This is a genomic window from Pseudomonas sp. Yb2C2, from assembly GCF_052112325.1.
Taxonomy (GTDB): Bacteria; Pseudomonadota; Gammaproteobacteria; order Pseudomonadales; family Pseudomonadaceae; genus Aquipseudomonas; species Aquipseudomonas marginalis.
Map to the genome: position 1 here is coordinate 12,999 of NZ_JAVAJK010000022.1, position 13,933 is coordinate 26,931.

The following is a 13,933-nucleotide window of genomic DNA, read 5'->3' on the forward strand; positions in this document are numbered from 1 at the left end:
GCTGGACGTAGTAAGGACGGTCTTCGGCGGTTTACATATTGGGATAGTTGGGACCACCGGCCCCTTCAGGCACCCACCAGGTGATGTTCTGCGACGGGTCTTTGATGTCACAGGTCTTGCAGTGCACGCAGTTCTGGGCGTTAATCTGGAAGCGCTTCTCGCCGTCTTCCTTGGTGATCACTTCATACACGCCAGCCGGGCAGTAACGCTGCGCCGGTTCATCGTAGAGCGGCAGGTTGGTGCCGATCGGGATGCTTGGGTCCTTGAGCTTCAAGTGGCATGGTTGTTCTTCTTCATGGTTGGTACTGGAGAGGAACACCGAACTCAGCTTGTCGAAGCTCAGCTTGCCGTCGGGTTTGGGGTAGTTGATCTTTGTGCTGCCTTTTGCCAGCTTGAGGCAGGCGTAGTCCGGCTTGGTGTCGTGCAGGGTGAACGGCATCTTGCCGCCGAGGATGTTCTGGTCGAGCCAGTTGAAGCCGGCGCCGAGGATCGGGCCGAACTTGTGCATCGCCGGGCCGAAGTTGCGGCTGGCGAACAGTTCTTCGTACAGCCAGCTGGCTTTGAAGCTGTCGACGTAGTTGGTCAGCTCATCGCCGCCTTCGGACTCGGCAAACAGGCGCTCGGCCACGGCATCGGCAGCGAGCATGCCGGACTTCATGGCGGTGTGGCTGCCTTTGATCTTGGCCACGTTCATGGTGCCCAGGTCGCAGCCGATGAGCGCACCACCCTTGAACACCATTTTTGGCAGCGAGTTAATGCCGCCCTTGGCCAGGGCGCGTGCGCCGTAGCTGATGCGCTTGCCGCCTTCGAGGTACTGGGCCAGCACAGGATGGTGCTTGAGGCGCTGGAACTCATCGAACGGCGACAGGAAGGTGTTGCTGTAGGATAGGTCGACGATCAGGCCGACGACCACCTGGTTGTTTTCCAGGTGATAAAGGAACGAGCCACCGGTGTTCTCGTTGCGCATGATGTCCAGCGGCCAACCGGCGGTGTGCACCACCAGGCCTGGCTGATGCTTGGCTTGGTCGATTTCCCAGATTTCTTTCAAGCCGATGCCGTAGTGCTGGGCGTCGGCGTCGCTGTCCAGGTTGAAGCGCTGGATCAGTTGCTTGCCAATGTGGCCACGGCAACCTTCGGCGAACAGCGTGTACTTGCCACGCAGTTCCATGCCGGGGGTGTAGACGCCTTCTTTTGGCTGGCCTTCGCGGTCGACGCCGAGGTCGCCGGTGATGATCCCGCGGACCACACCGTTTTCATCGAACAGTGCTTCCTGGGCAGCGAAGCCTGGGTAGACTTCCACGCCCAGGTTCTCGGCCTGCTGGGCCAGCCAGCGGCACAGGTTGCCCAGGGAGATGATGTAGTTGCCTTCGTTGTGCATGGTCTTGGGCACAAAGAAGTCAGGCACCTTGGTGGAAGCGTCCGGGCTGCGCAGTACATAGATGTCATCGCGCACCACGGGGGTGTTGAGCGGGGCACCGAGTGCTTTCCAGTCCGGGAACAGTTCGTTCAGGGCGCGTGGTTCAAACACGGCACCGGAGAGGATGTGTGCGCCGACTTCGGAGCCTTTTTCAACCACGCAGACGCTGATTTCCTTACCTGCTTCGGCGGCCTTCTGCTTCAGTCGGCAGGCAGCAGACAGGCCCGCCGGGCCAGCGCCGACGATGACCACGTCGAATTCCATGTATTCACGATCAGACACAACTCTTTCCTCCAGGGGGCGGTGTACCGGCGGCTACGATGGCCTCGGTTGTTTTTCGGATGGCGGTATCTGCCGCGGCGTCGGGATAGGGCGCGACGATATACAGCGACATCACCGCGCTTGAACCGGGCTTGAAGAACTGACGCAGTGCTTGTTCCTGCTCTCGGTCGGCCAGCGTCGAGCGTCCCCGCTGGCGTTGATGTTCACCCCAGGAGGCAATGATGAAGCGCTCGCTGAAATGCTCCGGGTCGGCGATATCACGGTACAGCAGCCAATGGCTGGCCCCGTCACGACGGCGAACCTTGCCTAACTGATAAATGCTTTGGGTGAACACGAGACTGTTTTCGTCCGGGATGTGATAGTCGACCTGCACCGCTACCGGGCCATCATCGGGTCCTAGGTGGCCCACGATCGTTGGTTCTGCCCAGTGTTGCGACAACGTGACGTCGTCATCGCGGCCCATGCGAACGGGCAACCTACGGGTCAGCAGCAGGCTCAGGCCAATCAGACCAGCTGCCAGCGTCAAGGTCTGGGCGACGCTCAGATGACTGGCAATGCTGCCCCAAAACACCCCTCCCAGCGCCATGGAACCCTGAAAGGTCAGCATGAAAATGGCCAATGCCCGCGCCCTGACCCAGGCAGGAAGGCTGGTTTGATAGGCTGCGCTGATGGTTGAGTTGAAACTGATCCAACTCGCGCCACCCATGATCAGCGCAGGGCAGATCACCCAGAGCGAAGTCGCCCAAGCGGCCATTAATATGGCGCCGGCAAATGTAAGGTTCGACACCATCACCAACTGCTGCAGGTTGCTGACGCGATTGCGAAAGCGTTGTAGCAATAAACCGCCCGCCACCGCACCCGCGCCCAGGCTGCCTAGCAACAGCCCATAGACGCTGGAACCTCCCGTCTCGATATTTTTTGCCACCAGTGGCAGTAGCGCCCATAAACCACTAGCGCAGCCGATAAAGGCGAAGGTGCGAATGATGTGGCCATGCAAGGGTTTGGCGTGTCGGACGTAGCGCAGTCCTCCGCGCATCGCAGGAAACAGTCGCTCTGTTGTCAGCGGTGGGGCAACGTTGGGGTGGTACGCGAAGATGAAGAGCGACAGCACAATCAGGAACAAAACGATGTTGATGGTGAAGACCATTTTGGCACCCGCTGCTGCGATGACCAGCCCAGCGAGGGCCGGTCCGACAGCGCGAGCGGCGTTATAGGCAATGCCGTTGAGGTTGATGGCCGCCTGCAAGGCTACGCGAGGTACAGCGTCCGAGGTGGAGGCCTGCCAGGCGGGGATGCTTGCGGCACTGCCACTGCCCAGCAAAAAGGTCAGGAGCAAGAGGCTCCATGGGGTAATGGCATCGAGCTGCAATAGAAGGCATAACAGGCCCGTGGCGATCAACATCCACGTATGGGTCAACAGCAACAACTTGCGTTTTTCGACCAGGTCGGCCATGACCCCTGCAGGCAACCCGAACATAAAGGCAGGCAACGTAATTGCGGTCTGAATCAGCGCGACCATCAGCGGTGAGTCACTGATGGACGTCATCAACCAGGCCGCCGCGACGTTCTGCATCCATACACCGATATTGGCAGAGAGTGTGGCAATCCAAACTGCGCGAAACAGCGGATAGTGCAGTGGCGACAAGGAGACGGCAGAGGTTTCAGGTTCACGCTGCGGCATGTGTCCACCCGGTGTCAGAACGGTCGTTGAACAGGACTGATGCTATTGTCAATATTGTGAACAGTGTTTATCATTCTGAACACAGCATTGATAGCTGTCAATGCGCTTGCATGGGTTTATGGCGGGTTGAGCAGGGTACCGATGTCACGCTGCAAGGCAGTCAACTAGGGGGCAGGTGCATGACCGACACACGCGATCCAGACGGGCAAGTCACCGCCCGGCAACAGGGTAATATTCTGCTGATCGGCATCGATCGGCCAGAAAAGCGCAACGGCTTCACACCCAAAATGTTCGAAGAACTGGCAAGGGCGTTTACCCGACTGGAAGAGTCACCGGAATTGTTTTGCGGATTGTTGTACGCCGAAGGTGATCACTTCACCGCCGGTTTGGACATGCCAAAGATCGCGCCGCTGCGAAAGGAAGGCAAAGCGTTGTTCCCGGCCAGTGAGGCAGACCCTTTCAACCTGCGTGAACCGTTACGCAAAAAGCCGGTGGTGATCGCTCTCAAAGGTATTTGTTTTACGGTCGCGGTCGAGTTGATGCTGGCCAGCGATATTGCGGTCGCTGCGAGCAACTGCAGGTTCTCTCAGTTGGAGGTCAAGCGCGGGATCATGGCCGGCTGCGGCGCGACGATCAGGATGGTCGAGCGCACAGGCTGGGGCAATGCGATGAAGGTGCTCCTGACCGGCGACGAGTTCAGTGCCCAGGATGCCTATCGCATGAACTTCGTGCAGGATGTGGTTGAGCCCGGCGAAGAGTTTGCCAAGGCTCTCGAGTACGCGGAAAAAATCGCCGCTCAAGCGCCGCTGGCGGTTCAGGCAACACGTGAGAATGCGCGTGTTTCCCTCGGGCAAGGGTGGCTGACGGCGTACTCGAAGATTCAATCGACGCAGAAGTTTCTCTACAACACTGAAGACGCCAAAGAGGGCGTACAGTCGTTTGTCGAAAAACGGACTGCGCGTTTTATCGGACGTTAAGGAAAGGACATAACAAAATGGCTAAAGGCCCGCTTTCTCGTATCCGCGTGCTGGATATGAGCCGAATTCTCGCCGGCCCCTGGGCAGCACAGATGCTTGCCGACCTCGGTGCCGAAGTGATCAAGATCGAACGCCCAGGCAAGGGCGATGATTCACGCCAGTTTGGCCCACCCTTCCTCAAGGATGCCGAGGGTAACAACACGCGTGAGTCGTCGTTTTACATCAGCACCAACCGCAACAAGAAATCCCTCAGCTGTGACATCGCGAAGCCGGAGGGGCAGGCGTTGATCCGCGCACTGGTCGCCAAGTGCGACGTGTTGTTGGAAAACTATAAGGTCGGTGATCTGAAGCGCTACGGGCTTGATTATGAAAGCCTGAAACAGGTCAACCCGAACCTTATTTATTGTTCATTGACCGGCTTTGGCCAGACCGGACCCTACGCGCCTCGTCCGGGTTACGACTCGATCTTCCAGGCCATGGGGGGATTGATGAGCATCACCGGTCTACCGGACGATGTTCCGGGCGGTGGCCCGATGAAAACCGGGCCCAGCCTGGCCGACATACTGGCGGGTCAATACGCGGCTTATGCGATTCAGGCTGCCCTCTATGCTCGGGACCTGAACGGCGAGCCGGGGCAGCATATCGACGTCGCCTTGCTGGACTCGTTGATCGCCGCGACCTCGCATTACGCCAGTCAGTACCTGGTCTCCGGCGACGTACCGGTGCGGCGGGGGACCGAGGGCAATGGCGGCATGCCGTCGCGCATGTTCCATTGTGCAGACGGCGACATCATGGTGGTCGCCGGTAATAACGAGCAATACGCACGCCTGTGCGACGTGCTCGGTCATCCGGAGTTGACCACCGACGAACGTTTCTCGGAAATCGCCTTGCGCGTCGTCAATCGTCGCGCGTTGGGAGACGTGTTTGAACCTCTGGTGGCCACGTGGCAATTAAACGATTTGCTGAGCGCGCTGGATAAGGCTGGGGTGCCTGCGGGGCCCATCAATACCCTGGACAAGGTGTTCGCCGACCCTCATGTTCAGTCGCGCACTATGTGTGTCGAGGCCAAACATGCCTTGTCAGCCAGTGGCACGGTGAAGCTGGTGGCCAACCCGGTGAAGTTCTCCGGGACGCCGATCACCGAGTACACGGCGCCACCGATCCAGGGAGAACACACGGACGAAATTCTCAAGGGATTATTGGGGTTGGATGACTTTGCGGTCCAGGACTTGCGCAAAAAGCGCATTGTCTGAGCGGCAGTAGGAAGAAGAGGGCGCCAACGGGCGCCTTCACTCGAACATCAGCAGGTCCTGCGGGCGCTCACTGAAGTCGCGCACAGTGCCCAGTACGGGCAGGGCGCGGTCAATGACGTTGGCTTGAAACGCATGGCAAGCACCCAGCAGTGCTTTAATAGGTCGGGTCCGAGCAGCGCGCATCGCCTCCACATCCAGTTGGCGGGCGCGTGCGACCATCACTGCGATTTGCAGCACATAGGCCGCTTCCAGCCGGTCACCGCAATAGTCCTGCGCAGCCCAGTGTGAAAAGCCATTGCGCAAGGGTTTTCCCGCCTGTTCGGAAGGCCCCAGCAAGGCGTCGAGATCAGTCTCCCAGGCCAGGATTTCTCGGCCGTTGAGTTGCACATTGACCCGGGTCACCCCCTCGCGCACGTCCGGTACTTCAATATCGTAAAGGCGAGTGTCCTCGCACCGACCAGCGTGTGCCATCGCCAACCACAGCAAATCATGTAAATGCGTGCAATGCAGGCGAGGCGCCGTGTCTTTGCGAAACTGCATACGATCCGGAGTCAGAGGATGACCCACCAACGCTTGCAACAAGGTTGGTGCTTCCAGGCAAGCCGTGGTCGGAATGCGCAGACTCTGGGCTGTAATATGGGTCAAGTACTGCTCGTCATGCTCCAATGCCAGGCGAAAACCGTGATAGTCGTCTTCCAGTTCGGCGACTACGGTGTGGCCATTGCGTTGAAGCAATATCCGTCGTCGATAGCAGCCCTGACCGTAAAGGGCGTTCAGTGGAATCAAGTCATCTTGCATAACGTTTCCTGTGGTACATCCGATTCAGACCCGGAACTGGCCGGCTGTGGCCTGTAGCGAGCGAGCGAGGGTATTGAGTTGGCTGGAGATTTCCGACGTCTGACTCGCTGATTGGCTGTTTTCTTCGCTCATTCGCGCCACCAATTCGACCCGGCGTGCGATGTCTTGTGTGGCGGTGTTCTGTTGATCGATGGCGCTGGCTATCAAGTCGATGGCGTCGCCGACCTGGCTGGCGCTGACACGAATCGTTTGCATGCGATCGGCCACCTGGTCCGACAGCTGCCTGCCGGCAACCACGCGATCAGTGACGCTGAGCATTCGGGTCATGGCCTCGCGCGCGGACGCTTGGATCGTTGTCACCACCTGCGCGATTTCATCCGATGACACTGAGGTACGCCCAGCGAGCTTGCGAACTTCGTCTGCCACCACGGCGAAACCCCGTCCTTGCTCGCCGGCGCGTGCAGCTTCAATCGCGGCATTAAGAGCCAACAGATTCGTTTGTTCTGCGACGTCACGGATGACCTGCATGACCAGGGATATTTTGTCTGATTGCTGCTCCAGATCAGCAATGGTGACGCCGGTATCACTGACCGTCGAGGCGATTAAATCCATTTCCAGTGTATTGCGCGTGATGATGGCGCTGCCCTGGCTTGCTGTTTCGCCAGCTTGCTGCGCGCGCAGCAATGCGTCCTGGGTACTTTCACTGACCTGACCAATGCTGACCGACATCTGCTCGACCGCGGCAGCGATCAGGGTCGCAGCCTCACTCTGACTGGTGGAGGAGGCTGACACGTGGCGCGATGCGTTATACGCGCTGTCGGCCACTTGGGAGAGTTGGTCGGCGTTGTTCAATACTTCGCGTAACGACAGTTGGAGCTTATCGAGCAATTGGTTAAAGGCGCTGGCGGTCTGGCTGGTCTCATCGCGTCCGCGAACCTGAGCGCGCAAGGTGAAATCATTGCTTTGGGCGACTTCGACGATGGTGCTGCGCATAGTCGTGAGGGCGCCGACAATGTTGCGGGCGACCAGAGAGGTGATCAAGCCCAGTCCGAGCACGGCAGCGCCAGACATGGCCAGGATCCATTGCAGTGCGTGTTGTCGGGCATGTTCGCTGTCGAGTTTTGCCTGGTTGGCATAACCTTTATTGAGCTGGATCAGTTTATCCAGCGCCACGGCCAGGTTGTTGACGGCGCTTTGGGCTACCTGATCCAGACCAGTTACCTCGCTCATGTTCTGCCGTAATTCGCCCCAGGATATGGCTGTCCGTAACTGTTCGAGCAGCCGACGGATTGAGTCATTGCTGTCTTTGAAATTTGTCCATTCGCTCTGAACTGTTTTCCATGCCTCGATTTCTTCCGGGTTTTTAGGCAGTTTTGCGTAGCTGTCATAGGCTTGAGCGGCCATGAGTTCTGCCGACTCTTTGTCCTGTGCCACGCTGCTGTAGAAGGCGTGAGCCTCTTCAATGATCAAGGTTTTATCGTCGATGGTATCGAACTGGTCCAGATTCCAGCCAATCATTTCCCGGGTCGAGTTAACGGTGCCCAGTTGCCCTAGGCGCAGGGTCAGCAGATGACTCACCGCAGGATCTGTTTCGTTGCTGATGTGGTCTAGCGCGGCGCTTAACTGACGTATGCCATTCCAGCCGCTTAGACCGACCAGCACCAGCATCAACGTTGCAAACCCGGCCATGAAAGCCAGTTTCGATCTGATCGAGAAGTTGCCCATGGGCGCGTGCCTTTATTATTGTTAGGTGCGGGCTTTTCAGCGATGCGACCGCCTCCATGAGGCGGTTGCTGTCGGTAGCGCTTTACTTGCGGAAATTACGATTGATGATGTCGAATTCGTCGGACAACGAGCCAGGAATGCTATAGCTGCGGGTATCGGTAATTTGCTCGAAGTTGGCAGCCACCTCTTCGACGCTGGCCGGTTCAAGTCGAGGTCCGTTCCAGCCATCGGCGATACCGATGAAGGCGCGGGCGTAGCGGCCAACTGAAGCCGAATAAATGGCGTGAGTACTCTGGCAGGTTTCGCTCGCAAGGTAGGCGACCAGTGGGGTGACAAATGCCGGCTCATAGGATTGCCCCAAATGTTCAGCGAAGGCAGCGTACTGAGCGCCGAAGGCTTCGAGCTGTTTTGGGTCCATGGCCTCGGCCATGCGGCTGTTGGCGGTTGGCAACAAAGCGTTGCACAGCACACCATGCTCCTTGCCCTCAAGCGACAAAACGTTCATCAAGCCGATAAGCCCTGCTTTTGCGGTGCCATAGGCAGCTTGCTGTGCATTGCCGAAAACACCTGCCGCCGAGGAGGCAAATACCACCCTGCCATAGCCCTGTTTTTTCATGATTTTGTAGGCGGGTTGGGTGACGTAGATCGCGCCTTTGAGATGCACATCAAGGATCGAGTCCAGGTCCTCTTCATTCAGGTCCTCAAACCGCGCATTGCGCAGATGACCCGCGTTATTGATAACGATGTCGACTTTGCCAAAGGCATTCAACGCAGTCTGAACGATGGCCTCGCCTCCCGCGCGGGTCGCAACTGAATCATAGTTGGCTACCGCCTTGCCGCCGGCAGAGCGGATTTCCTCAACCACCTGATCGGCCATCCGATGAGAGCCACCTTTGCCATCAAAACTACCACCCAAATCATTGATCACCACTGAAGCGCCACGTGCCGCGAGTTCCAGTGCGTAGGTCCGGCCAAGGCCGCCTCCTGAACCCGTGACGATGGCGACGCGTCCGCTGAAATCGACCTTGCTCATAAAACGACCCTCTGATTGTTATTGGTGTTGAAGGTTGTTGTTGAACGTTATTCATATATACGTCCTCCGTCAATGCCGAATCCTGGATCTGAGGTCTCGATAGGGTGGCTGGAGTCGATTTCGGTTGCGTGACGCCCATAGAGCGTCTCTGTATGTGAGGGGCGGGTAGGGATGGCCAGGCGAGCGAATCGCTACTGAGTTGGGATTGACAACTGACTGCTCACGCACAACTATCTGAACATCGTTCATGAAATATAGAGCGATAGGCATTCTTTCGCGAAACCCGGCGAGGGAGTAGATAAAAATAAAAAAAAATGGGAGCGGTTGCCGGTATCCGGCGCCTCCTATGGGCACCTAGCGGGTGTGGTATCAGAGATGGAGAACAATAATAATGAATCTTCGCTTCGCACAACCTCAGCATAGGCTTTACCGGCGTAGTCTACTTAAGGTGTCAGTGTTGGCATTGGCAGTGGCCGGTGTGATCAACGACGCCAACGCAATCAGTCTTGATTTTGGCAATCCGGACATTCAGAGCCGTCTGGACACCACGGTTCGCTACAACCTGGGTATCCGCGGCGAAGGCACGGATTCACGGTTGAAGCTGGGGCCCAATGGTACGGCTGATGCCAACAACAACGCGGTTGCATTGGGTAACAATCGCTTCAAGAAAGGTGATGTGATTCTGAATCGCCTCGACGTGCTGTCCGAATTCGATTTGATCATCAAAGGGAGCTACGGCCTGCGTGTCAGCGCGGCGGGCTGGTACGACTCAACCTACGGTGGTGGTGTGGATGACCCCACAACGAATGACTTTCTTTCCAATCAGTTCTTCAAAAACGGCAAGTATTCGGACTACACCCGTAACTACACGAGCGGGCCATATGCTGAAGTGCTTGACGCTTTTGTGTTCAATACCTTTGACCTTGGTCAAACCACAACATCGGTAAAGTTTGGCAGACACAACATCTATTGGGGGAACTCGCTCTTCCCGCAATCGAAGCAGTCGTCGATTGCCTATAGCCAAGCGGCGATGGACCTACAGAAAGCGGCACTCAGTCCTGGCCTGGAAGCCAAGGAGTTATTTCTGCCGCAGAATCAATTTACCGGTACTACGCAGCTCACGCCTGAGTTCTCGCTTGCGTGGCAGTACTCACTGGAATGGCGTCGCGATCGCTATCCAGAAGGCGGTACTTATTTTGAAGCCGCATCGCCGGCTTTCTATGGGGCCGATGGCCCGCTGATCGGCTCCACTCACAATAAACCGGGTAGCGGAGATCACGACTGGGGGGTTATGGCCAAATGGCAGCCCGACTTCCTGGATGGCGGCAACATGAGCCTGGTTTACCGCGAGTTCTACGAGAAAACCCCGAATCCGTTTGCGACCGCGCCTGACGGTACGTTGGATAGCTTTTACAACCCGAAAAAGAACCAGCTCCTTGGTTTTGCGATGGAGCAAAACGTCAAAGGCGTTAACTTCGGGATGGAAGCAACCTATCGACGCAATGCGCAGTTATTTACGCCGGTAACGGGACGGCTTGCTCAAGTTGCCCCAGGAGTGATCGCTGGGTTCGACTCCCAAAATGCTCCCCGCGGAAATGTCTATGGCCTGGTACTGAACGCGGTAAAGCTATTGCCTGAAACCATGTTTTGGGACGCGGGTGAAGTGTCCGCCGAACTGGCGTTCCAGCATTTGGATAAGGTCACCTACAACCCGGAATTTGGTATCAGTGCAGGCGGCGTGTTCACGCCTCTGGGTGGCAATAATTACCCGCTGAAAGGGTCCGATTCGCCACTGTGTGCCAATCGTAGCGGCCGTCCGGGTTCAGGCGATGAAACCTACGGGTGTGTGACCCGCAACTCGACGGTATTCTCCACCAATTTCACGCCACGCTGGTTGCAGGTATTCCCGGGCGTCGATATCAGCTCGCCGGTGTTTGCCAGCTATGGCCTTCAAGGCAACGCAGCCACTGGCGGTATGACCGGCGCGGAAGGGCAGATCACTTATTCGTTTGGCGTACAAGCGGATATTTACCAGACGCACGTTGTAAAGCTGGCATGGAACGATTCCTGGTCGCCTAATCACACGACCCATCCAGCGACCGGAGGAGAAGGCATGACCGGGGCCGGGAGTTGGTCGCAGAACGATCATGGTTGGCTGTCGTTGAGCTTGAAAACTGCTTTCTGAGTTTTTTCAACAGTGCGGAACGGACGGGTGAAAAACATGAACTATAAGAAATACCTTCTTTCCATCGCAGTCTCCTATGCCATGGCGGCCCAAGGCTTCGGTGCTCCTAGTGCCGACGAGATCAAGCAGATCGGCACCACCTTGACTGAGTTTGGCGCAACCATCGCGGGTAACAGTGATGGCAGCATTCCTGCTTATGATCCTGCCAAGGCATTGACCACGCCACCGGCCGGGTACAAACCGATCAACGCTGCCGGTGGGTTCCCTTACATCGACCCTTATGCCAATGAAAAGCCGTTATTTTCCATCACCGGCAAAAACATGGCGCAGTATGCCGATAAAATCGATGATGGTAACAAGGCGCTGTTGTCTCGGTACCCTGATTATCGAATCGATGTTTACCCCACACATCGAAGTGCACCACCACTGCCCAAGTTTGCTCATGACAATACCATCAACAACATCGCCAAGCCTCACACTGAGGGCGATAACACTGGCCTGGCTGATGCTCATGCACAGATCGCCTTTCCAATTCCAAAAACGGGTTATGAGGCCATGTGGAACTTCTCCACCCGCTTTTTTCGGCCCTACGAAGTGGGCAATTTTGCGACGTACCTGATCGATAGCGCGGGTGAAAAAACCCTGGTTACTGACTCTAACGTGCATTATGAACACGAGTACTGGGATGGTTCCAAAACCAGTTCTGAGTACAGTAACCGCTTGGTCAATGCCAACAATGCGCCCGCGTCCAAATCGGGCTCCAAGGATATGCGCTACTCGCCGCTACGACTGGATATCAAGGCTGACAGCGCCTGGTCCTATTCTCCAGGCCAGCGCCGGGTGAGACTCGCACCGGAGTTCAAGTACGACACCGTTTCTGCGCAGTACGGCGGCCTGATTACCTTTGACGAGATTACCGGTTTTGACGGAAAGATGGATCGTTTCGACTTCAAGCTGCTTGGCAAGAAGGAGATGTACGTTCCTTACAACACGTACCGCACGGCTTCGGCAAAGTTGGATGAACTGGTCAAGAAAGGGTTTGCCAACCCCGACAAAGTCCGCTGGGAACTGCATCGGGTTTGGGTCGTGGAAGCAACGCTCAAAGCGGGTCAGCGTCACGTCAACTCCAAGAAGGTGTTTTACCTCGACGAAGACAGCTGGAACATGGCGATGTACAACGCCTATGACGCCGCAGGTAAGTTGTACCGCTCGCAGAACTTCCTGTTGTTTGCCGCTTATGAGGGCACACCGATGCTTCGTAGCGAAGGGGTGTTGATGTACGACCATACCAAAGGTGCCTATGGTTTGGCATCACTCCCCTTTGAGGCTCGCACAGGTTGGTACACATCGGAACCTTTCTCCCCCAACTTACTGTCACCTGCCGCGATGGCCGGGGCCGGTATTCGCTGAGGGTATTCTGGGCGATCGTCAGATCCAGCCATAAACACAGGGCGGGGTGGTCAATGCTGCCCCCCTGTTTTGAACGTTTTGGAGGTGCTCTTGACGGGTTACCGCAAACTGCTCTTCGGAGTGTTTTTGGTAGGGCTGCTGCCTTTTGCAGCGCTGCAGGCACAACCCTATGAAGATCCATTGAATGCGCCCGCGCAGATCAATCGGCTCGCGAGTACGTCGCAATTGACGGCGGTGACGCTGGCCGGCCAACGCCTTGTGGCAGTCGGCGCAAGAGGCTTGGTGGTGTTATCCGACGATCAAGGTAAAAGTTGGCAACAAGCCAAAGTGCCGGCGAGTTCTGATCTGGTATCCGTGCAATTTGTCACTGACCAGCAGGGCTGGGCGGTGGGCCACGATGGCATCGTCTTGCACAGTGGGGATGGTGCGAGCTCCTGGGAGAAACAGCTCGACGGCAAAAGCCTGGAGAAATTGCTGGTCGGTCATTTTGAAAGCCTCTCCAGTCAGGGCGATGAAAAGGCTGCCCAGTACCTGGACTTGATCAAGCTGAACTTTGCCAACGGACCTGAACAGCCGATGCTGGGCGTCTGGTTCAGTGATCCGTTAAACGGGTTCGCCGTTGGCGCATTCGGCACTATCGTTGGGACTCGTGACGGCGGTAAAACGTGGGAATCCTGGGTGGAGAAAGTCGATAACCCGCAGATGTTCCATTACAACTCGATTACCGGGATAAATGGGCGTCTTTATATCGCCAGCGAGCAAGGCACGGTCTTTGTGCTAGACGCTGACCAGCAACGCTTCATCAAGCTTTCCACAGGTTACCCCGGCAGCTTTTTCGGGGTGCTGGGTAACGAGCACTATCTGATTGCCTACGGATTGCGCGGCAACGCTTACAAGTCCAGCGACCAGGGCAGCACATGGGAACGCATGGAAACTGGCGGCAGCGCAGGGCTCGTCGACGGTGCTATCGATGATAAGGGGCGCATTCTGCTGGCCAGTCAAGCCGGCGCAATCCTTGTCAGCAGCGATCAGGGCAAGAGCTTTGCCCCATTGCCAGATGTTCACCCTGCATTATTTGCTGGACTGGCGCTGCTCAAAGGGCAGGTCGCCATCGTTGGCTTGTCAGGTGTGCAAGTGGTCAGTAACCGGTGAAAGCCGGGGATTGATCAGGG

At 56.8% G+C, this 13,933-nt stretch carries 10 protein-coding genes; 5 read left to right on the forward strand and 5 right to left on the reverse strand.

All coding sequences use genetic code 11. From position 1 onward, the window contains the following. Positions 1-31 precede the first annotated feature (31 nt). Together Q8X51_RS25385 and Q8X51_RS25390 are read right to left on the reverse strand one after the other, a co-directional pair. Positions 32-1,681, reverse strand: coding sequence for an electron transfer flavoprotein-ubiquinone oxidoreductase (locus tag Q8X51_RS25385; RefSeq protein ID WP_407694329.1), 1,650 nt, complete (start codon positions 1,679-1,681; stop codon positions 32-34). A 10-nt stretch (positions 1,682-1,691) separates the two neighbouring features. After that, positions 1,692-3,380: an MFS transporter gene (locus Q8X51_RS25390; RefSeq protein ID WP_407694313.1), complete on the reverse strand. Its 1,689-nt coding sequence runs from the start codon at positions 3,378-3,380 to the stop codon at positions 1,692-1,694. A 179-nt stretch (positions 3,381-3,559) separates the two neighbouring features. Between Q8X51_RS25390 and Q8X51_RS25395 the strand changes: the two genes are divergently transcribed. Both Q8X51_RS25395 and Q8X51_RS25400 read left to right on the forward strand, forming a co-directional pair. After that, positions 3,560-4,357 (forward strand): crotonase/enoyl-CoA hydratase family protein, encoded by a 798-nt coding sequence (locus Q8X51_RS25395; RefSeq protein WP_407694312.1) that lies wholly within the window; start codon positions 3,560-3,562, stop codon positions 4,355-4,357. Positions 4,358-4,374: 17 nt separating this feature from the next. After that, a complete protein-coding gene (locus tag Q8X51_RS25400) occupies positions 4,375-5,610 on the forward strand; it encodes a CaiB/BaiF CoA transferase family protein (protein ID WP_407694311.1) in 1,236 nt (411 codons plus the stop codon). A 36-nt stretch (positions 5,611-5,646) separates the two neighbouring features. Here Q8X51_RS25400 and Q8X51_RS25405 read toward each other — a convergent pair whose 3' ends face one another. The 3 genes from Q8X51_RS25405 to Q8X51_RS25415 all read right to left on the reverse strand — a co-directional run bounded on the left by Q8X51_RS25405 (position 5,647) and on the right by Q8X51_RS25415 (position 9,166). After that, a complete protein-coding gene (locus tag Q8X51_RS25405) occupies positions 5,647-6,408 on the reverse strand; it encodes a DUF2889 domain-containing protein (protein WP_407694310.1) in 762 nt (253 codons plus the stop codon). Between the two features lie 24 nt (positions 6,409-6,432). After that, positions 6,433-8,133, reverse strand: coding sequence for a HAMP domain-containing methyl-accepting chemotaxis protein (locus Q8X51_RS25410; protein ID WP_407694983.1), 1,701 nt, complete (start codon positions 8,131-8,133; stop codon positions 6,433-6,435). Positions 8,134-8,215: 82 nt separating this feature from the next. After that, positions 8,216-9,166 (reverse strand): SDR family NAD(P)-dependent oxidoreductase, encoded by a 951-nt coding sequence (locus Q8X51_RS25415; protein ID WP_407694309.1) that lies wholly within the window; start codon positions 9,164-9,166, stop codon positions 8,216-8,218. Positions 9,167-9,557: 391 nt separating this feature from the next. Here Q8X51_RS25415 and Q8X51_RS25420 point away from each other — a divergent pair, with 391 nt between their 5' ends. From Q8X51_RS25420 to Q8X51_RS25430, 3 genes are all read left to right on the forward strand, one after another. After that, complete coding sequence (locus Q8X51_RS25420) at positions 9,558-11,351, forward strand: DUF1302 domain-containing protein (protein ID WP_407694308.1); 1,794 nt, start codon at positions 9,558-9,560, stop codon at positions 11,349-11,351. A gap of 36 nt (positions 11,352-11,387) precedes the next feature. Beyond that, positions 11,388-12,761: a DUF1329 domain-containing protein gene (locus tag Q8X51_RS25425; protein WP_407694307.1), complete on the forward strand. Its 1,374-nt coding sequence runs from the start codon at positions 11,388-11,390 to the stop codon at positions 12,759-12,761. A gap of 90 nt (positions 12,762-12,851) precedes the next feature. Next, the gene (locus tag Q8X51_RS25430; RefSeq protein ID WP_407694306.1) at positions 12,852-13,913 is read left to right on the forward strand and encodes a WD40/YVTN/BNR-like repeat-containing protein; all 1,062 of its coding nucleotides are present in this window, start codon (positions 12,852-12,854) and stop codon (positions 13,911-13,913) included. Positions 13,914-13,933 lie beyond the last annotated feature (20 nt).